15 protein-coding genes are annotated in these 19545 nt (G+C 60.6%); 5 read left to right on the top strand and 10 right to left on the bottom strand.

From position 1 onward, the window contains the following. Nucleotides 1-10 precede the first annotated feature (10 nt). Nucleotides 11-1012, top strand: coding sequence for a cytochrome d ubiquinol oxidase subunit II (gene cydB, locus AB4N48_RS12330; protein ID WP_460095519.1), 1002 nt, complete (start codon nucleotides 11-13; stop codon nucleotides 1010-1012). Nucleotides 1013-1015: 3 nt separating this feature from the next. Here cydB and AB4N48_RS12325 read toward each other — a convergent pair whose 3' ends face one another. Beyond that, nucleotides 1016-3625: a bifunctional diguanylate cyclase/phosphodiesterase gene (locus AB4N48_RS12325; RefSeq protein WP_460095518.1), complete on the bottom strand. Its 2610-nt coding sequence runs from the start codon at nucleotides 3623-3625 to the stop codon at nucleotides 1016-1018. Nucleotides 3626-3845: 220 nt separating this feature from the next. On the opposite strand from AB4N48_RS12325, the gene AB4N48_RS12320 reads away from it, so the two are divergent. Next, nucleotides 3846-6050, top strand: coding sequence for an OsmC domain/YcaO domain-containing protein (locus tag AB4N48_RS12320; protein ID WP_056785113.1), 2205 nt, complete (start codon nucleotides 3846-3848; stop codon nucleotides 6048-6050). 502 nt (nucleotides 6051-6552) lie between these two features. Here the strand turns inward: AB4N48_RS12320 and AB4N48_RS12315 are convergent. The 3 genes from AB4N48_RS12315 to AB4N48_RS12305 form a co-directional block, all read right to left on the bottom strand. Next, complete coding sequence (locus AB4N48_RS12315) at nucleotides 6553-7068, bottom strand: PaaI family thioesterase (protein WP_150635562.1); 516 nt, start codon at nucleotides 7066-7068, stop codon at nucleotides 6553-6555. A gap of 8 nt (nucleotides 7069-7076) precedes the next feature. After that, nucleotides 7077-8234 carry a GGDEF domain-containing protein gene (locus tag AB4N48_RS12310; RefSeq protein ID WP_160768977.1) on the bottom strand — a complete coding sequence of 386 codons (1158 nt, stop codon included), beginning with the start codon at nucleotides 8232-8234 and terminating at the stop codon, nucleotides 7077-7079. Between the two features lie 105 nt (nucleotides 8235-8339). Further along, nucleotides 8340-8588, bottom strand: coding sequence for a hypothetical protein (locus tag AB4N48_RS12305; protein ID WP_056785124.1), 249 nt, complete (start codon nucleotides 8586-8588; stop codon nucleotides 8340-8342). A gap of 167 nt (nucleotides 8589-8755) precedes the next feature. Here AB4N48_RS12305 and AB4N48_RS12300 point away from each other — a divergent pair, with 167 nt between their 5' ends. Together AB4N48_RS12300 and AB4N48_RS12295 are read left to right on the top strand one after the other, a co-directional pair. After that, nucleotides 8756-9397 carry an ATPase gene (locus AB4N48_RS12300; RefSeq protein ID WP_460095561.1) on the top strand — a complete coding sequence of 214 codons (642 nt, stop codon included), beginning with the start codon at nucleotides 8756-8758 and terminating at the stop codon, nucleotides 9395-9397. 87 nt (nucleotides 9398-9484) lie between these two features. Then, the gene (locus AB4N48_RS12295; protein ID WP_460095516.1) at nucleotides 9485-9826 is read left to right on the top strand and encodes a hypothetical protein; all 342 of its coding nucleotides are present in this window, start codon (nucleotides 9485-9487) and stop codon (nucleotides 9824-9826) included. Nucleotides 9827-10642: 816 nt separating this feature from the next. Here the strand turns inward: AB4N48_RS12295 and AB4N48_RS12290 are convergent. From AB4N48_RS12290 to AB4N48_RS12275, 4 genes are all read right to left on the bottom strand, one after another. Continuing rightward, on the bottom strand, nucleotides 10643-11599 hold the full coding sequence (locus AB4N48_RS12290) for a 2-hydroxyacid dehydrogenase (protein WP_460095515.1): 957 nt from the start codon (nucleotides 11597-11599) through the stop codon (nucleotides 10643-10645). Nucleotides 11600-11630: 31 nt separating this feature from the next. Continuing rightward, on the bottom strand, nucleotides 11631-12389 hold the full coding sequence (locus tag AB4N48_RS12285) for an SDR family oxidoreductase (RefSeq protein WP_095179705.1): 759 nt from the start codon (nucleotides 12387-12389) through the stop codon (nucleotides 11631-11633). A gap of 32 nt (nucleotides 12390-12421) precedes the next feature. After that, nucleotides 12422-13114: a fumarylacetoacetate hydrolase family protein gene (locus AB4N48_RS12280; RefSeq protein ID WP_056785132.1), complete on the bottom strand. Its 693-nt coding sequence runs from the start codon at nucleotides 13112-13114 to the stop codon at nucleotides 12422-12424. A gap of 99 nt (nucleotides 13115-13213) precedes the next feature. Then, a complete protein-coding gene (locus tag AB4N48_RS12275) occupies nucleotides 13214-14563 on the bottom strand; it encodes an MFS transporter (protein WP_056785134.1) in 1350 nt (449 codons plus the stop codon). A gap of 541 nt (nucleotides 14564-15104) precedes the next feature. Between AB4N48_RS12275 and AB4N48_RS12270 the strand changes: the two genes are divergently transcribed. Continuing rightward, nucleotides 15105-16037: a helix-turn-helix transcriptional regulator gene (locus AB4N48_RS12270; RefSeq protein WP_460095513.1), complete on the top strand. Its 933-nt coding sequence runs from the start codon at nucleotides 15105-15107 to the stop codon at nucleotides 16035-16037. Nucleotides 16038-16045: 8 nt separating this feature from the next. Here the strand turns inward: AB4N48_RS12270 and AB4N48_RS12265 are convergent, their stop codons facing one another. Both AB4N48_RS12265 and AB4N48_RS12260 read right to left on the bottom strand, forming a co-directional pair. Further along, entirely contained in the window at nucleotides 16046-17239 is a 1194-nt protein-coding gene (locus tag AB4N48_RS12265) for a GAF domain-containing sensor histidine kinase (protein ID WP_460095512.1), read from the bottom strand. Nucleotides 17240-17366: 127 nt separating this feature from the next. Continuing rightward, a complete protein-coding gene (locus tag AB4N48_RS12260; protein WP_460095511.1) occupies nucleotides 17367-19535 on the bottom strand; it encodes a TonB-dependent siderophore receptor in 2169 nt (722 codons plus the stop codon). Between the last annotated feature and the right edge of the window lie 10 nt (nucleotides 19536-19545).

Below are 19545 nucleotides of genomic sequence, written 5' to 3'. Positions count from 1 at the left end.
AATAGCAGACATGGACACGGACTGGCTGACTCTGTTGTGCGCCGCCGCATTGGCGTTTTCGGTCATGAACTACGTGGTGCTCGACGGCACCGATCTGGGCGTCGGCATGCTCATGGGCCTCACGGATTGCAAACACCAGCGACGAGCCATGGCGGTGTCGATTCTGCCGGTGTGGGACGCCAACGAAACCTGGCTGGTGCTCGGCGGCGGCGGGCTGCTGGCGTTGTTTCCGCTGGCGTACGCGATCTTGCTGCCGGCCTTGTACGTGCCTTTTATCGTGATGTTCCTCGCCTTGATCGCGCGGGCCATGGCGCTGGAATTTCGCGATTACGCACCGAACGAGCGACGCAAGCGCATCGTCGACGGTGTGCTGGCCCTGGCTTCGCTGCTGACCGGGTTGGTCCAGGGCATGGTGCTCGGCACTCTCGTGCAAGGCGTTGCGCATCAGGGCGGTCAATACATTGGCGATGGCCGCGACTGGCTGAATCCGTTCCCGGTGTTTTGCGGTTTGGTGCTGGTGCTCGGTTACGTCTGGCTGGGGACGTGCTGGCTGTACTGGCGCACCCTGGATGAACTGCAGCAGCACTCGGCCCACCAGGCCCGCATGCTGGCGCTGGTCGTCGCGGCACTATTGCTGGTGCTGATCGCATGGACGGCGACGTTGCAGCCGCAATACGCCCGGCGGCTTGCCGAAATTCGGCTGTGGTTGCCGGCAGGGGTCATCCTCTGTGCTCTGGGATGGGTATTCAGCAAAGGCTTTCACAGCCGCTTCGACTTCATCCCGCTGTTCGCCGCACTGGGCGTTTTCGTGCTGGCTTTCGCGGTGATGCTGGTCGCGCTGTATCCATTCATCATTCCGCCGGATCTGACTTGGAGCGAAGCAGCCTCAAGCCCCACCAGCCAGATCTTCATGCTGGTCGGATTCGCCGTGCTGATCCCCATCACCCTGGCCTACAACACCTTCGGTTTCCGCGTGTTCAGCGGCAAGGTGCGCGTTGCCAACGATGGTTGAGATTCACGTCACCCGACCTTTTTTGCTCACCAGCGACAGTCGCGAAGCTCGTAGCAGATCAGCAAAAGCCGCCTTGTCGATCGGCCGACTCATGAAATAACCCTGCACCTCGTTGCATTGATCCTTGCCGAGAATCGCCAGTTGCTCCTCGGTCTCGACGCCTTCGGCCGTCACCGTCAGCCCCATGGCTTTGCCCAGACCGATGATCGCCTGCACCACGGCACGGTCGTTGGCGCCGCTGCTGATCGAGGCGATAAAGCGTTTGTCGATCTTGATCCCGTCGAATGGATAGGCGCGTAGGTAACCGAGCGACGAATAACCGGTGCCGAAGTCGTCCATGTTCAGACGCACGCCGAGCTCCTTGAGCTGATTCATGGTGGTCAGCGCGCCGTCTGTGTCATTGAGCATCACGTTCTCGGTGATCTCCAGTTCCAGACGGCTGGCGGGGAAACGCGTATCCACCAGCACTTCACGAACATCCTCGACGACATCGCTGAGGGCGAACTGCGCAGGCGAGAGGTTGACCGACAGCAGAATGTCATGGGGCCATTCCAGCGCGGTTTCGCAGGCTTCGCGCAGCACCCAGCGGCCCAGCGGTACGATCAGGTCGGTCTGTTCGGCCAGCGGAATGAACACGTCCGGCCCGAGCAAGCCCTGGGTCGGATGCTGCCAGCGCACCAGCGCCTCCACCGAAACGATGTGCTTGCCATCGACCTTGTAGCGCGGCTGATAGTGCAGGACGAATTCGTTGTGCTTGAGCGCATGGCGCAGGTCATCTTCCATTTGCCGGCGCGTCTGGATCTGGTCGCTCATGTGCGCTTCGAAATAGCACCAAGTGTTCTTACCATCGGACTTGGCCTGATACAGCGCGATGTCGGCGTAGCGGATCAGATCGCTGGCGACGAAACCGTGCCGACGACTCAGGGCGATGCCGACACTGGCACCGATATGCAGTGGATGCTGTTCGTAGAGGATCGGCTGATGCAGGCTGCCGATCAGCCGTGTGCAGAATTTGTCGATCTCGTTATGGCTGTCCATGCCATTGAGCACCACGACGAATTCATCACCACCGAGGCGGGCGACGAGGTCGTGCTCGCGGGTGCATTCGCGCAGGCGCGTGGCGACTTCCTGGAGAACCGCGTCACCGGCAGGATGGCCGAGGGAATCGTTGATCGGTTTGAAGTTGTCCAGATCGATCATCAGCAGCGACAGCGGCGGCGCGTGTTCCTTCAATACCAGGACGTCGTCGAGATAACGCGCCAGTTTGTTGCGGTTGGGCAGGCCGGTCAGGGCGTCATGCATCGACAGGTGCTGGATCTGCGCATGGGCGGCGACTTCGTCGGTGATGTCGCTGGCAGTGCCGCGATAGCCGACGACGCTGTTCTTGTCGAAAATCGGCCGCGCCGAGAGCCGGCAGTGGCGCGGCCGCCCGGAGTGATCGCGATAAGTGCAGCGCAAGTCGCCGGCACTGTTTTCCTCGCTGAGTTTGCGCAGCCACAGCTCCAGTGGTGTGGTGTCGCAAGACAGTAATTCGCCGATGTCCTGGCCCAGCCACAGGGCTTGCGGGTAGCCGGTGACTTCGCTGAAGCGCGCCGACAGATAGGTCAGCGCCAACTGATCATCAACTTCCCAGATCCAGTCCGACGCCGCTTCGGCCACGGCGCGAAAGCGTTCTTCACTGGCTTCGAGGGCATGATTGGCTTTCTCGAGTGCCTGATTCGAGGCCTGCATGGCATGAATGCTGTTGTCGACGTATTGCGATGAGCGCAATGCATGGCGGAAAAAATAGGCGGTGAGCAGCATCAGCACCAGAAACGTCGCGCCGAGCGGCGGCACCAGCGTCCACAACAATTGCTGACCGGGCCGTTGCAGGTCGGCGACCAGACTGTAGCCGGTGCTGTCGAGGGGCACCCTTGGATGGCCTTTCTCAATGGTTTCATCCGGGACCAGGGTCAGGTTCGTCAGGCCATAACCGCTGCCGATCTTGCGCAGTTTGGTCGGGGTCAGCTTGTCGACGAACACCAGCACCGAGGTGTTTCTCAATTCATCCAGCGGGCGCTCGTCATTGGGAATGATCGCGGCAGCGGTGATCAGCGCCGGCCAGCCTTCGAACAATGAATAACTGCTGATCGGCTTGGTCAGATCAGGCTGGCTCAGCACCTGCTCGACCAGCGCCGAGGCGGGCGCTTGCAGTACGCTGGATACGTCGGTTTCAACCATCTGCCCGCGAATCACCGCGTACTTGGTGCGATTGCGATCAAGGACGAACACGCCGTCGTAGCCGTCGCTGGTGAACAGCGTCTTGCCCATGTTCTGTTCGGTGTAGGCCCAGTTGACGTCGATCGGCCCGCTCAAGGCCTCGTAGGCGCGGGTCCAGTAGGCATAACTGGTGATGTAGTTTTTCGACGCGGTGATGCGGTTTTCCACGGCGCGCACGGAATAGAACTGGTTCTGTTCCAGATCCTTCGCGTCAAGGGTATTGGCGATCCCAAGCAAGGTGCTGATCGCGGCGATGACACCCGCAACAAACAGTGCGCCAACGGCGATGGCCAGGCGCCGGGTCACAGCGCGTTGCGGGGTGGGGATTGGCTGCGCAGGGAGAGTAACGGCCATGTGCTCGTCCTTGATCCGGTGTCTTCTGAATCTAGAACAATGGCGAGCGCACAATGTTCAGATTGTTGTTATTGGTATCGCCTGGATTTTTTCAAAGTGTAGCGAATCTGCCGGAATTTCCAGCAGCGCCGGCCAGCGGCGAATCCCGAAAGGGCGAGACTTCCCGCACAAAAACCGGATAATGGCCGCCATTCGTTTAGCCGTATTCTGGTAATCCCGCATGGAAATCAAGGTCAACTTTCTCGACAACCTTCGACTTGAAGCCAAGTTCGACGACTTCACGGTGATCGCCGATCAGCCCATCCGCTACAAGGGCGACGGCTCGGCACCGGGGCCGTTCGACTACTTCCTGGCGTCGTCGGCCTTGTGCGCGGCTTACTTCGTGAAGCTGTACTGCGACACCCGCAATATTCCGACAGAGAACATTCGCCTGTCGCAGAACAACATCGTCGACCCGGAAAACCGCTACAACCAGATCTTCAAGATCCAGGTCGAATTGCCCGCCGATATTTCGGACAAGGATCGCCAGGGCATCCTCCGTTCCATCGACCGCTGCACCGTGAAGAAGGTGGTGCAGACCGGCCCCGAGTTCATCATCGAAGAAGTCGACAACCTCGACGCCGATGCCCAGGCCTTGTTGATGCCTCAGTCCGATTCCCAGGCAGGCACCTACATCGCCGGCAAGGACCTGCCGCTGGAACAGACCATCGCCAACATGTCGAAGATCCTTGCCGACCTCGGCATGAAGATCGAAATCGCCTCGTGGCGCAACATCGTGCCCAACGTCTGGTCGCTGCATATCCGCGATGCGCATTCGCCGATGTGCTTCACCAACGGCAAGGGCGCAACCAAGGAAGGCGCGCTGGCCTCGGCGCTGGGCGAGTTCATCGAGCGCCTCAATTGCAACTTCTTCTATAACGACCAGTTCTGGGGCGAAGACATCGCCAATGCCGAATTCGTCCATTATCCGGACGAGAAGTGGTTCAAGCCGGGTCCGAAAGACGAATTGCCAAGCGAAATTCTCGACGACTACACCCTCGGCATTTACAACCGCGACGGCGAACTGCGTGGCTCGCACCTTTACGACACCAACTCCGGCAACACCCAGCGCGGCATCTGCTCGCTGCCGTTCGTGCGCCAGTCGGACGGTGAAGTGGTGTACTTCCCGTCGAACCTGATCGAAAACCTCTACCTGAGCAACGGCATGAGCGCCGGCAATACCTTGGCCGAAGCGCAGGTGCAGTGCCTGTCGGAAATTTTCGAGCGCGCGGTCAAACGCGAAATCCTCGAGGGCGAAATGGCCCTGCCGGATGTACCGCAAGAGGTACTGGAAAAATACCCGAGCATCCTCGCCGGCATCAAAGGCCTTGAAGAGCAGGGCTTCCCGGTGCTGGTCAAGGACGCCTCGCTGGGCGGTGAATTCCCGGTGATGTGCGTGACCCTGATGAACCCGCGCACCGGCGGCGTCTTCGCTTCCTTCGGCGCGCACCCGAGCCTGGAAGTCGCGCTGGAACGCAGCCTGACCGAGCTGCTCCAGGGCCGCAGCTTCGAAGGCCTCAATGACTTGCCGCAGCCGACGTTCTCGGGGCAGGCAGTGACCGAACCGAACAACTTTGTGGAGCACTTCATCGATTCCAGCGGTGTGGTGTCGTGGCGCTTCTTCAGCGCCAAACCAGATTTCGAATTCGTCGAATGGGACTTCTCAGGCCAAGGCGAAAACTCCAACGCCGAAGAAGCCGCGACCCTGTTCGGCATCCTCGAAGACATGGGCAAGGAAGTCTACATGGCGGTCTACGAGCACATCGGCGCCAAGGCCTGCCGCATCCTCGTGCCGGATTACTCGGAGATCTACCCGATCGAAGACCTGATCTGGGACAACACCAACAAAGCCCTGCAATTCCGTGCCGACATCCTCAATCTGCACAACCTCAGCAAGGTTGGCCTGCGCAATCTGGTCCAAGGCCTGGAACGCAGCGAGCAGGATGACTACACCGATATCACCACGCTGATCGGCATTGAGTTCGATGACAACACGCCGTGGGGCAAGCTGACGATTCTGGAACTGCGCCTGCTGATCTACCTCGCACTGCAGAAGTTTGACGAGGCCAAGGATCTGGTTGAGGCGTTCCTGCAATACAACGACAACACCGTAGAGCGCGGCTTGTTCTATCAGGCAGTGAATGTGGTGCTGGAGATGGAGCTGGACGAGGATCTCGAGCTTGAGGATTACGAAGCCAATTTCCGCCGGATGTTTGGTGACGAGCGTATGGATGCGGCGATTGGGTCGGTGAATGGCAGTGTGCGTTTTTACGGTTTGACGCCAACGAGCATGAAGCTGGAAGGGCTGGATCGGCATTTGCGCTTGATCGAAAGCTATAAAAAGCTGCACGCGGCGCGGGCTGGTGTGGTGGCTTTGTCGCGTTGAAGAGCTGGCTCAGAACGTTTCGCTTTCGGCTTGAGTGTGGCTGCGTGGCTTGAACCGCAGCCCCTCACCCCAGCCCTCTCCCGAGGGAGAGGGAGCCGATTTTCAAGCTTTTCAGAATTTGTGTTCGACTCGGTTTCCCAGGTCGGCGTATTTCCACCAGACACCTCGGTCAATTCCCTCTCCCTTTGGGAGAGGGCTAGGGTGAGGGTTTTTTCAAGATTTGAGTTCGACTCGGTTTCCCAGGTCGGCGTATCTGCACCAAGCACCTCGGTCAGTTCTCTCTCCCTCTGGGAGAGGGCTAGGGTGAGGGTTTTTTCAAGATTTGAGTTCGACTCGGTTTCCCAGGTCGGCGTATTTCCACCAGACACCTCGGTCAATTCCCTCTCCCTTTGGGAGAGGGCTAGGGTGAGGGTTTTTTCAAGATTTGAGTTCGGCTCGGTTTCCCAGGTCGGCGTATCTGCACCAAGCACCTCGGTCAGTTCCCTCTCCCTTTGGGAAAGGGCTAGGGTGAGGGGCTTTGGCTTTCGCGGCCATGCGCGGCGTTTGCCAACTGCCCCGTATCCACTCGCACAAACACCGAATCACCCACCGCCGTGAGCACTTCCCCGGCATACACCTCGCAAATCACCCGGGTCTTGCGCCCGACTTCACCTTCGACTCGCGCGCGCAAGAGCAGCGGCACGCCCATCGGTGTGGGTTTGATGAATTTGATCCCGAGGTTGCCAGTCACGCAGTCGATGCGCGGCAGGCTGCCGGCTTCGCGGTTTTCCGCGCGGTAGTGCCAGGCCATGGCGGTCCAGTTCGAATGACAGTCGACAAGCATGGCAATCAGCCCGCCGTAAACCAGATCCGGCCAGCCGCAGTATTGAGCTTCGGGCAGATGCTCGGCGATGACGTGGTGGCCGTCCTCATCCCAACGACTTTTCACATGCAGGCCTTGCGGATTGCGGCCGCCGCAGCCGTAACAAACGCCTTCGGGGGCGGCGAGGTCTTGCAGCGGGGTGGCGTGGCTGGACATGGCTGGGGTCATCCTGGAGTGGCGAGGCCGGACAGGCGCAAGCGGTTGCGTCCGCCGCGTTTGGACTCGTAGAGCGCGGCGTCGCCAAGTTCGATCAGCGCCGCGAGACTGGCCGGCGGTTTGTCGAACAGGGTGGCGCCGATGCTCAAAGTCACCGCAGCGGACGTGGGATAGGTGTGCGACGCCAAGGCCAGAAACTGTTCGCGCAAGGCATTGCCCAGTTCAAGGATAGCTTCGGCTGAGGCATTGTTGAGCAGCATCAGAAACTCATCGCCACCCAGCCGCGCCGTCAGCGCATGGGGCGGCAGCTGGGCGCGGATCATCTCGCTCAGAGCAATCAGCAAGCGATCACCGGCGATATGCCCGTACTGGTCGTTGACCAGTTTGAAGTTGTCGATATCGATCAACAGCAACGCACCCGGTCTTTGCGCGGATACGCCGGCCAGCAGGCGTGGCGTGCGCTTTTCCAGGGCGCGGCGGTTGTAGAGGGCCGTGAGCGGATCGCGCTCGGCGAGGCGGGCGATCTGCTTTTCCCGGCGATAACGCTCGGTGCCGGTCATCGACAGGGCGATCAACATGATCGCCATCGCACCTTCGACCAGCGAGATCTGAATGATCTCGCCACGAAACGCCGCCAGATCGATCAGCGTGCCGGGGATCACCACGGTCAGGGCCTTGGCCACATAAAAGATGCCGTGGCCGAGCAGCACATAGCGCAGTTGCACCGCGCCCACGCTCAACGACTTGCCGTGCGGGCGCAGCAGCGAACTGGCCTTGAGCGTCGGGATCGCCACCAGCAGCGAGTTGGCCACCAGCATGGCCTTGGACCACAGCGGCCCGTCCGGCAACGTCAACATGATCAGCCAGGTTGCGAAAATCAGGTACCACGCCGGCGATAGTCGGGTCTGGGTGAAGCGCGCCACACCGAGCAGGAAAAAGAAATGCGCGGTCACCAGCAGGCCGTTGGCGAACCAGATGCCCAGCAGCAGAAAACCGCTGCTGCGCAGCAGCGCGAGGGTGGAACCGATGGTGATGGTGGCGAAACCGGCGCTCCAGAACAGTAGCGAAGGCTCACGGATGCTGCGCCACTCGACCGCCAGGTACAGCGCGGCAGCGGCTGCGAGGGCGATCGTGATGGTCAGCATCGTTGGCGGGTCGAGCGGCATTTCCGGGCAGGCCTGTCTGTATGGCAATAGGCCTGCGATTGTAAGCGTTTGGTCAGGTTTTTCGCAGGGGGCGCGTTGCCGGGCAGACCACTGGCGCTTCAGCGGTCACTCTTGCGGGCTTAGCCAGGTGTCTACCACGCGGCGATCGAGCTCTTCCCAATAGGCCATGCCCAGCACCCGCGTGGTATTGAGGCCGCGCAGATAACCGCGCAGTTGCTGGGCGGTATCGCGGATCAATTGCGCATCGCGGGTGTTTTTGTCCAGCAGGACGCTTTCGTACTGCACCAGGTATTCGGCTACGCGGTCGCGATATTCGGGCAGCACGGCGTCACGGATCAGATCAAACGTTCTCAAGGCGAGACCCTCATCATTTTTCTTGAATGTGCTCAGTGTGCATCAGTCTGCGCGACGCGCAACTATTGCTGGAAGTAATAGTGACCATCAAGAAACGCAAGTTCTGCTTTGCCGGCGATCGGCGGAAAATCGCCTCCATCGAAGACGCAGCTCAAGGAAATTGCGCGATGAACATTCTGACTCGACTGGCAATGATCGCCCTGCTGATGGGCGGGGTAGTTACCGCACCGGCTTACGCAGACGACGCCCGGTCGTGTCACCTGCAACCCATCGCCGCCAGCGCCTCGGCCCTGCAGCACACGCAGACCGTGGGTGTGTTGTTGAGCGAAAACACCTTGCAGAACCTGCAATACCTGGAGCGTTACCACGACATGGCGCTGAACGGCGCCAAAGACGCACTGGACTCGCGAATCCGCGACGCCTTTGTCAGCAGTTCCGACCCGGAACTGGCCCTCGACTGGCTGGTAAGTTCACTGCAACAACAGTTCGCCTCAGTGACCGTCTACGACAATCTGGATGCGCTGGTTAAGGCCCATCCGGACGTGGTGGTCAAGCTCGACACCTTCAACCGCTTGCTGACCCAGCGCAACAGTCTGGTCGAGGCGCGCTTCTCTGCACGGTTCTACGACGCCGACCTGCAATACATCGGCAAGGCCGAGGGGGCAATCGAGCAGGAGCTGCCTTCGGTCTGGGTGCATGACCGGGCGGCGCCGCAGATCGCGGCACAGATCAATCAGCAGCGTGATCTGCAACTCAATGCGCTGAAGCAATTCGATGTGTCGCTCAAGGCCCTGGTGGCGTCGAGCTGATTCTCCAAAAAATTGAATGGCAGAGGCGATCCCGTGAAGTCGAACCGTTGCCGGTTGAACCGAACCTTTATTTTCAGGATTACCCCGATGCGTCCTTTATTCGTGCCAGCCATGGCTTTTGTTTCCCTGTTGCTCGGCGGTTGTGCTTCGGCGCCGAACGATCCGACTCTGACGTTGCAGACCAGCAAGACGCCGGCGCAGTACGCCGATTGCGTGGTGACGAAGTTGCAGGGCAGTGCTTTGAATCCGACGGTTTCGCAGAGTCAGCGCAGTTATCGGATTGTGGTGCCGAGCAAGGTGTCGGCGGATAACGTGCTGGAGGCGTACAAGGCGGGGAAGGGTGGCAAGGTGTTCATTTATGAGCGGCATTTGCTGGCGTCGAATTTGTTGCCTTCGAGTTTTGAGCGGGCGGCTCAGGAGTGCATTTGATCTGAGCGCTTGACGGGTTTTGACAGAGCTCCTTTGGTTGGCCGCAACCAACCAATTTTTTCGCCCCACACTGGTTTTCGGTTGTGGGGCTTTTTTTTGGACTTGGCGGCCTTTGGGCCGACCATGCTTTGGGGTTTTTGGGTGTATATCCTTTTTTGGTGGTGTTGCGGCTGGCGGTTTCGCCCTTACGGCGAGTCCCTTTTGGCAAACGCCCCAAAAGGAACCAAAAGGTCTTCGCCCTGACGTTCGGCCCGCTCGCTGGGGCTCGGGGTTCCTTCGCTCCGGGATCGATCCGGGCGCAGCGGCTCCGGTTTGCTTCGCTGCACCTCCTTCCGCTGTGTCTGGCTGCGCCAGACGGTCGCTGCGCTCCCACACCCGGATCAATCCCTCCACTCAGCCTGCCGACGGGCTCCAGGATCAAAAGCTACTCGAGCTTGCGCTCATCGTGTTGGGTGGCGGGACGGCCTGCTTGGTTTGCTTTTGCTTTCCTGTGGGAGCGAGCCTGCTCGCGAAGGCGGCCTGACAGCCGACCTGTTCTTGAGCGGAACGCGATCCAACTGTAGGAGCTGCCGAAGGCTGCGATCTTTTGATCTGGCCTTCGCTTTTGCTTTTCCGTTGAGAGCAAGCCTGCATTGGACTTTGGGTGTTGACCAGTTCCTGTCTACGCCACAAAAAACTGTGGGAGCTGGCTTGCCAGCGAAGGCGGCCTGACAGACGCCCCATTTCTCACTGAATGTACGCAATCAAACCTGTGGGAGCGAGCCTGCTCGCGAAGGCGGTGTGTGCCGCGATCACGAACAGCGCTCCGGAACCCGTTCACCCCGTCACACACCCAACCGGCACTTTTCCCGCAAACGTATCTACCAGACTCGCCACAACCATTTCCCCCATCCGCGTGCGTGTCTGAAGCGTGGCGCTGGCCCGATGCGGTTGCAGCACCACCTGTTCATTACCAAACAACGCTTCCGGCACATTCGGTTCATCAACGAATACATCCAGCCCAGCCCCGGCAATCTCTCCCGCTGAAAGCGCGGCAACCAGAGCCGTCTCATTCACCAGTTTGCCCCGGGCGACGTTGATCAGATAACCGTCCTTGCCCAGCGCTTGCAGCACTTGCGCGTCGATGATCGCTTCGCCCTTGTCCGCCGCGGCGGCGAGGATCAGGGCGTCGCTGTCGCGGGCCAGTTGTTTGAGGTCGGCGACGAAGGTGTGGGGGACGTCGCTCATCGGTTGCAGATCGGTGTAGCTGATCGGGCAGCCGAAGGCGGCGGCGCGGGTGGCGATGGCGCGGCCGACGCGGCCCATGCCGACGATGCCGATGCGCATGCCGGAGACTTGTCGGGCCAAGGGCAGCGGGGCGAGTGGGGTCGGGCTTTGTGGCCATTGGCCGGAGCGCACGTAGCGGTCGCTGGTGCACAGGCCGCGACAGACCGAGATGAGCAGGCCGATGGCGAGGTCGGCGACGTCTTCGGTGAGGGCGCCGATGGTGGCGGTGACGCGGATGCCGCGGTCGCGGGCGTAGGCCAGATCGACGGCATCGGTGCCGACGCCGTTGACCGCGACGACTTCCAGTTTCGGCAGTTGCGCCATCAGCGCCTGGCTGATGCCGGTGTGGCCGCCGGTAATGACGCCGCGAATGTTGGCGCCGTGTTCCTTTATGTAGGCGGGTTTGTCCGCTTGCTGGAAGTAGCGGCGTACGGTGAACAGTTCGTCCAGACGCGCGTTGATTTCAGGGATCAGGATCGGGCTCAGTTGCAGGATTTCTGGCTTCATGGCTACCTCGTTACGCAATAAAAAGGCCGGCTCAACCACGGCCGGCAAACGGCATGGCGCTGGCCATGACGGTCATGTTCAGGACGTTGGCCGACAGCGGCAGGCCGGCGATGTAGCGCACTGCATCGGCGACGTGTTTGACGTCGACCATCGGCTCGACGGCGATGCTGCCGTTGGCCTGGCGTACGCCTTTGGTCATGCGCACCGACATTTCGGTCAGGGCATTGCCGATGTCGATCTGGCTACAGGCGATGTTGAATTCGCGGCCATCCAGCGCCAGGGATTTGGTCAGGCCGAGCACGGCGTGTTTGCTCGCGGTGTAGGCGCTGCTGAACGGGCGCGGCGTGTGTGCGGAAATCGAGCCGTTGTTGATGATCCGCCCGCCCTGCGGCTGTTGTTTGCGCATCAGCCCAAACGCGCCGCGAGCGCACAGAAAGACTCCGTTGAGGTTGGTGTCGATCACGTTGCGCCACTGCTCGAAGGTCAGCTCGTCCAGCGGCACGGCGGGGGCGTTGACGCCGGCGTTGTTGAAGACCACATCGAGGCGCCCGTAGACCTCGGCAATGGTCGCGAACAGCACGTCGACACTGGCCGGATCGCGCACGTCGGTGGGTACCGCCAGCGCTGGGTGACCCTGGCTCTGCGCCAGTTCGACCAGCGCTTGCAAGGGCTCGGGCCGACGTCCGGCGAGCACAAGGGTAAAGCCGTCGGCCATCAGGCCGAGTGCCACGGCGCGGCCGATGCCACTGCCGGCGCCGGTCACCAGCGCGACTTTCAAAGAGGTTGTCATATTGTTGTTCTCCTTTTTCTTAATCCGCAGGATCAGGGCCGTGGGCCGACGCGCATTTCCAGGTGGCCGATGCCGTCGATGCCAGCGCTGATCACATCGCCGGGTTGCAGACTGTCAACCCCGGCGGGGCTGCCGGTCATGATCAGGTCGCCGGCGCGCAGGGCCACGGATTGCGAGATGCGCGCGATTACTTCACTTACCGACCAGATCTGGCTGTCGAGGTTGTCGCGCTGGCGTTCTTCGCCATTGACGTTAAGCCACAACTCGCCTTCGGGATGGCCAGAGCGGCTCACCGGGACAACGGCAGTCATCGGCGCGGCGCCGTCGAACACCTTGGCGCCTTCCCACGGCAAACCGTTGCTCTTGGCTGCGCGTTGTACATCGCGGCGGGTCAGGTCGAGGCCGGCGGCGTAGCCCCACACGTAGGCGAGCGCTTGATCCTCGGGGATATGGGCGCCGCCTTCACCGATGGCCACGACCAGTTCGATTTCGTGAACGAAGTCCTCGCACACTGAGGGGAAGGCGACGTCGCCGACGGCATCGACCACGCAACTTGCCGGTTTCATGAAAAACACTGGCGGCTGGCGCGACTGGCCTTGAGAGTCCGGCCATGGGTAGTTGCGGCCGACACAGAACACCCGGCCGACGGGGAAGCGCTGCTCGGTGCCGAGGACCGGCAAGGTCACGGGCAGATCCGGGGTAAAGACGTATTCGGTCATGTTCATCCTGCGGGTCATCCTGTTTGAAAGGGCAGCGTACGGCGGCTGGCGTCGGCGAAGTTGGACGAAAGCCGCCTGCGTTTGGACAAATCCGGGCTTTTCGCCTCAGCGCACCTTCAGCTCGATGCGGTACAGACGTCCGAGCAACAACGAATAGGAGAGCGTGCCGATCAGCGCGACGCCGCCAATAAACCAGAAGGCATAGGCGAAGGTGCCGGTGGCGTGGACGATGGCGCCGATCACGATCGGCGTGACGATGCCGCCGATGTTCGCCGCCAGGCTGGTAATGCCGCCGGTGAGGCCGATCAGCTCTTTTGGCGCCACTTCCGATACCGCCGCCCACGATGAGGACGCGATGCCTTGGGCGAAGAACGCGATGGTCAACACGGCGATGCAGATCAGGTTGGAGTCGGTGAAATTCACCAGCACGATCGACATGCCCAGCATCGAACCGACCACCAGCGGCAACTTGCGCGCAAACGACATCGAGTAGCCGCGACGGATCAGCAAGTCGGAAACGATGCCGGCCAGCAGAATCCCCACCGTCGCACCGACGAAGGGCAGCACGGCGAAGATCCCGGCCTTGATCATGGTCAGTTTGCGTTCTTCGATCAGGTAGGTCGGGAACCAGGTGAGGAAGAAGTACAGTGCAGAGGTGCTGGCGAACTTGCCGATGCAGATCGCCCAGATCTGCCGATAGCTGAACAGCTCGGCAATCTGCCGCCAGTTGAAGCGGGTGCGCTCCTGGCTGCTCTTGACCAGACCGCCGCCGGTTTCGATGTACTTCAATTCTTCCTGGCTGACTTTCTTGCAGTTCAGCGGATCGCGATACAGGTACAGCCACAGCACACCGAAGACGATGCCGAGTGCGCCGGTGCTGTAGAACACGTGGCGCCAGTCGAAGGTGGTCGCCAGCCACAGCAGCGCGCCGGTGAACAGCGCCGTGCCGAGGTACTGACCGCACACGTAAATGCTGCTGGCCATCCCACGTTCCCGCGCCGGGAACCACACCGTCACGGCGCGGCTGTTGGCCGGGAAAGCCGGGGCTTCCATGGCGCCGACCGCCAGGCGCAGGCCGAACAGCGAGGCAAATCCCGTGGCGAAACCTTGGCAAACGGTGACGGTCGACCAACTGATCAGCGATACGCCGTAGGTGAAGCGCGAGCCAAACCGATCAGCGATGAAGCCGGCCGGCACCAGTGCCAGCGCATAGGTCCAGGCGAAGGCGGAAAAGATCAGGCCCATTTCGATCTTGTCCAGGCCCAGGTCCTTGGCCATGAACGGCGCGGCAATCGAAATGTTCACCCGGTCGATGTAATTGATGATCGTCGCAATCAGCAGCAACGACAGCATGAACCAGCGCCGCCGGGTAGGCAGACGCTGCGCCGAAACGGCATCGCGTGCGCCGGCTATCACCGGCGGCACCGTGGCACTGGAAGAATGGGAGTTGGACATGCGGAGACCTCGTTATTGTTAGAAGAGTCGAGATTTTTCGAGCAGCCGATGCCGTTGCCCGCAAGGTGTGGGGCAAGGCAATCGAACGGGTTGCAGCGCGGCTTTCAGACGTTCAGGAACGTCTTTCTGCGACTGATTTCAAGGGGAGGTCGGGCGGGGCGGCGAGGGGAAATAGCAGGATCATGACGTGCGCACCTTTGATTGTTTTTGAAAGAGGTTGGGCTGCGTTGGTCATTACAGTGGTCGTACAACGGTTCTAAATCAACCGATGGGTTAGAACGTTTTTTCTTGAAAAAAGTGGATTTGGCGAACGTGTCCAAAAAGATAAATACGATTTGTCTTGAGAATAAAGATCAGGTTTAAAGCATAAATAACTGAAAAATAACGACTATCTCTACTTTTACGATAATGCGGTTTTTGGACAGGCTCATCGCGAGGCTTCTTTCAAAAAAGACAACGTCATCGTATGACTCGTTGCCGCCCACCGCACAACCCTGCAAGATGACGGGCGCCACCTCACTGCCCGGAGGACCTCCCGCCCATGTCTTCACCCAGCCGTATCCCGACCTACGTCATGCAGCAACGCAGCGAATTGACCGATTTCTACATTCGCGACAAAAAGGGTCGGCGCGCCGAAACCGCGCCTCACCGGCATGAGTATTTCCAGATCCAGATCAACCTCGGTGGCGACACCGTGCAGCACATCGGCAGCGTGCAGCGGCCGTTCCCGCGCAACACTCTGGCGTTCATCCTGCCGCACCGCGTGCATGTGATTCCGCATCCCGCAGACAGCAATTTCATCGTCATCAATTTTTCCCAGACGTTCCTCTTGCCGCATCTACAGTGCGACCCGATGGATCTGGAAGAGGTGTCAATCCTGCTCGCGCCTGAACTGTCACCGTTCCGCTTTCAGGAGCATCTGGATTTCATTTTGGGCGATGAGGATTTCGCTCAGGTCTGCGGCCTGATCAAGCAGATGCGCAGCCTTGATGAGAACCGTCAGTTCGGCACGCGGGAAATGCTCAAGGGCTTGTTGCTGCAGATGATTGGCAGCGTATGTTTTCTTTACGCCGAGCCGCTCAAGCGCTTGGCAGAAGAGAATGCCGCCGAAAACAGCCGTCGCGACGCTTTGAGCCGCATGTTCGAATACTTGCGGAAGAACATCGCCGATCCTGATCTCAACCTGATCAAAGTCGCTGCTGCGACCTATCTGTCACCGACCTACCTGACGCACTGGCTGCGCAAGGAGATCGGCAAGACCTTCACCGAGCTGGTGCTGGAGCGGCGCATGCACGCGGCGCGCAATTTCCTGCTCAACAGCACGCGCTCGGTGGGCGAGGTCGCGCGGCTGTGTGGATTTGCTGATGAGGCCTATTTCTCTCGACGTTTTCGCCAGATTCATGGCCAGCCACCGGGGCAGTTTCGTCGCCGCCAGCTCAACCCGGACACGCCGCAGACGCCACTGAATACTTAGAGCAGCGCTCAGACCCACTTGAAGCGGGCAGGGAAGCGCGCCACGAAACAGGTGCCTGCCTCGCTGTCGGACGTCACGGTCAAGGTGCCGTTGTGCGCATTGGCAATTTGCCCGGCAATGTACAAGCCCAGCCCCAGCCCTTCATTGCGCTGACCGGCTTCGGAACGTGAGAACGGTTCAAACAGCAGCGGCATCAGCGCGGGTGGAATCGGCGCGCCCTGGTTGGTCAGCGAAATCACCATCTCATCGCCCTCGGCAAACGCCTTGAGCACGATCGGTTCGGCCGTAGAACCGTGGGTCACCGCGTTGCCCAGCAGATTCGACAACAACTGGCTGATGCGCAACGGGTCGCAATAGACCCCGGTCGGTACCTCAAGCGAATCAATGAACTTCGCCTGCGGGTACGCCACCTGGATTTCTTCAAGGGTCTGGCGCAGCGTTTGCTGCAAGTCATCGACCAGTTTGCGTTGCACCGGAATCCCGCTGCCGAGCCGACCCCGGGCAAAGTCGAGGATGTTTTCGATCAGCACGCCCATGCGCACCGAACTGGTACGGATCGCCGATAGCAGCGTATGCGAGCGCTTGTCTTCGGCTTTGCTTTGCAGCAGATCGGCACTCATGCGAATGGCACTGAGTGGCGTGCGCAAGTCATGGCCCAGTACGGCGATGAACTGCTCGCGCAGACGGCCCAATTCGTTGGCATCGGCCAGTGCGGTTTTGGTCGCGTGCAAATGGCCCTGGGTATCCAGGCTCATTGCAATCAGCTGGGCGAAGAGGGTGAGGGTCTTTTCGATGGCCGGGTCGTCGAGGTTCGCCGGAACCGAATCAATGGCGCAGAGTGTGCCGAAAAACTCGCCATTGGCCTTGATGATCGGAATCGAAATGTAGCTTTCCAGACCATAGGTTTTCGGCGTGTGGTGCGTGGAGAAAACCGGGTGCTGGCTGGCATGGCCGAAGATCACCGGCTGATGGTGCTGACGGATCTCATGACAAATCGTCGATTCCAGTACCAGTTCGCCGCCGGGCAACAGGCCGAAGTCTATCGAGTCATCCACGGCGCAAGCGATCCACTTGCTCTCGGTGACCCGCGCTACAGCGGCGAAGCGCATGCCGGTCGTATGCTTGACCATGCTCAGGATCACCGGCACAGCGTCGATGCTGCCGATGGCCTGGAGGTCGGAGGAGAAATCTGTCTGGGGCATGGCCGGCGCTTCGCGAAAGTGTCGCCAGAGACTATCGGTAATTGCCGGCCATGCCTAATGAACCTGCAAAAAAGGGCGCCGGGAAAACTCCCGACGCCCTGTGCGGTGCTTGCTGAGCGCTATCGCCTCAGAACTTGTACTTGGCGGTCATCATGTAGCTGCGCGGGGTGCCGTAGTTATCGGTCGAGCCCCAGGTCACGTCGGTGCCGATGGAGGAATAGTACTTGCGGTCAAAGATGTTGTTGGCGTTGACCTGCAGGTCGAGGTGCTTGTTGACCTCGTAACCGGCCATCAGGTCGGTGACCGCGTAGCCGCCCTGTTCGAGGCGATAGCTGCCGCCGTTGGCCAGAGCGATGTCGTTGTACATGCGGCTCTGCCAGTAGACGTTGCCGCCCACGCGCAGTTTTTCCAGCGGGCCTTTGAAGCGGTACACGGTGGAGACCTTGAACAGGTGCTCGGGCATGTCGGTGTCGAATTTCTGGTTATCGTTGGCCGGGTTTTCGTCCTTGATGTAGTGGGCGCGGGTGTAGGTGTAGCCGGCGCCGACTTGCCATTGCTCGGTCAGCGCACCTTGCAGTTCCATGTCCACGCCTTGGGCGCGAACCTTGCCGGAGGTTTCGTAGCAGGTCAGTTCCGGGCAGCCGAGCTGGGTCGCCGCCTGGGTGGCGCGGTTGGTCTGGTCCATCTGGAACACCGCCACGCTGCCGTTCAGCGCGCCGTCGAAATATTCGCCCTTGATACCGACTTCGTAGTTTTCACCGACGATCGGCTCGAGCACTTTGCCGCCGAGGTCCTTCTGGGTTTGCGGGGTGAAGATGTCGGTGTAGCTCGCGTAGACCGAGTGATGGTCATCGAGTTTGTAGATCAGGCCGGCGTAACGGGTCAGGTTGCGCGTGACCTTGAAGTCACCGTCGGCACTGCGATCGTCGTAGTCATACCAGTCTAGGCGGCTGCCGAGGATCAACGTCAGCGGGTCGGCCAGGCTCAAGCGCGTGGTCAGGTAAACCGCGTCCTGGGTGGTGACGTTACGCGACTTGCCACTGCGGACGAAGTCAGGCTTGGGCGCGGCGATCGGCAGACCGGTGTCGTAGGGCGAGTATTCCTTGGTGGTGGCGTCGTACACGCGGTTGCTGGCGCCGACCACCAGTTCGTGAGTGCGGCCGAACGCTTCGAACGGGCCGCTGGCGAAACCGTCGAAGGCGCGTTGCTTGTCGGTGTGGTGCGATTGGTAGGCGGTGGTTTCCAGCGGGCCGTCGTAACGCGACAGGTACGTGCCGGAGAATTCGCCTTCGGTTGTCGAAGTCGAGCCGCCGAGGTGCAGTTTCCAGTCATTGGCGAAACGGTGTTCGACTTCACCGAACACGGTGTCGACCTGCAGCTTGCGGTTTTCCCAATCGGTGCCCGGGTAGGTGGAGCGGGGCAGGTCGAGGTGGTGGCCGTTTTCGCCGATCGGCAGGCCGCCCCAGAAATAGTTGGTCTGATCGTTCTGCCGGGAGAAACCGAGGGTCGCGGTGGTGCTGTCACTCAGGTCGGCTTCACCGATGGCGTAGAACAGGCCGTGATCGTTTTCTTCCTTGTCGCGGAAGCTGTCCGCGCCCTGATACGACGTCACCACCCGGCCACGCAGGGTGCCGCTGTCGTTCAGCGGGCTGGAGGCATCGACTTCGCCACGGTAGTCATCCCAGCTGCCGGCGGCGCCGGTGAGGGTTACGCGCTGATCAGCGGTTGGACGCTTGCGCACCATGTTGATCGCCGCCGACGGGTTGCCGGCACCGGTGACCAGGCCGGTCGCGCCACGAACGATTTCCACCCGGTCGAACATCGCCAGGTTCGGTTGCACCGCCAGGGTGTAAGGCGAATACGAGCTGGGCAGGCCGTCGTACATGATGTTGTCGATGTCGAAACCGCGCGCCTTGTAAGTCTGCCGGCCCGGACCGCTGGCCTCGCTGAGGAACAGCCCCGGCGTACCGCGCACCACGTCGTTGACGCTGGTCATGTTCTGGTCGTCCATGCGCTGTCGCGTGATCACCGTCACCGCCTGCGGCGTTTCGCGCATGGTCAGCGACAGCTTGGTCGCGGTCTGCATCGGGCCGGTGGTGTAGGACTGCGTGTCTTCGGTGGTGCTGCTCATCTGCGTAGCGCCGATTTCGGTCGCTTGCAGTTCCAGCGGGCCATTGGCTGGCGCGGTGGGGGCGGTTTCTTCGGCGAGGGCAGGTGCGATGCTGACCATGCCGATGGCGAGTGCGAGGAGGTTAGGTGAAAGGTTCGAGCGGCGGTGAATGGTGTGAAACGACATCTATCTGCTT

Source organism: Pseudomonas sp. S2_C11 (assembly GCF_054668395.1).
The sequence above is the reverse complement of the archived record's forward strand: the minus strand, read 5'-3'. Positions and strand labels throughout refer to the sequence as shown.

Coding starts and splice junctions, on each gene's coding strand:
- cydB (WP_460095519.1), top strand. CDS start 11: ATGGACACGGACTGGCTGACTCTGTTGTGCGCCGCCGCATTGGCGTTT.
- AB4N48_RS12325 (WP_460095518.1), bottom strand. CDS start 3,625: ATGGCCGTTACTCTCCCTGCGCAGCCAATCCCCACCCCGCAACGCGCT.
- AB4N48_RS12320 (WP_056785113.1), top strand. CDS start 3,846: ATGGAAATCAAGGTCAACTTTCTCGACAACCTTCGACTTGAAGCCAAG.
- AB4N48_RS12315 (WP_150635562.1), bottom strand. CDS start 7,068: ATGTCCAGCCACGCCACCCCGCTGCAAGACCTCGCCGCCCCCGAAGGC.
- AB4N48_RS12310 (WP_160768977.1), bottom strand. CDS start 8,234: ATGCCGCTCGACCCGCCAACGATGCTGACCATCACGATCGCCCTCGCA.
- AB4N48_RS12300 (WP_460095561.1), top strand. CDS start 8,756: ATGAACATTCTGACTCGACTGGCAATGATCGCCCTGCTGATGGGCGGG.
- AB4N48_RS12295 (WP_460095516.1), top strand. CDS start 9,485: ATGCGTCCTTTATTCGTGCCAGCCATGGCTTTTGTTTCCCTGTTGCTC.
- AB4N48_RS12290 (WP_460095515.1), bottom strand. CDS start 11,599: ATGAAGCCAGAAATCCTGCAACTGAGCCCGATCCTGATCCCTGAAATC.
- AB4N48_RS12285 (WP_095179705.1), bottom strand. CDS start 12,389: ATGACAACCTCTTTGAAAGTCGCGCTGGTGACCGGCGCCGGCAGTGGC.
- AB4N48_RS12280 (WP_056785132.1), bottom strand. CDS start 13,114: ATGAACATGACCGAATACGTCTTTACCCCGGATCTGCCCGTGACCTTG.
- AB4N48_RS12275 (WP_056785134.1), bottom strand. CDS start 14,563: ATGTCCAACTCCCATTCTTCCAGTGCCACGGTGCCGCCGGTGATAGCC.
- AB4N48_RS12270 (WP_460095513.1), top strand. CDS start 15,105: ATGTCTTCACCCAGCCGTATCCCGACCTACGTCATGCAGCAACGCAGC.
- AB4N48_RS12265 (WP_460095512.1), bottom strand. CDS start 17,239: ATGCCCCAGACAGATTTCTCCTCCGACCTCCAGGCCATCGGCAGCATC.
- AB4N48_RS12260 (WP_460095511.1), bottom strand. CDS start 19,535: ATGTCGTTTCACACCATTCACCGCCGCTCGAACCTTTCACCTAACCTC.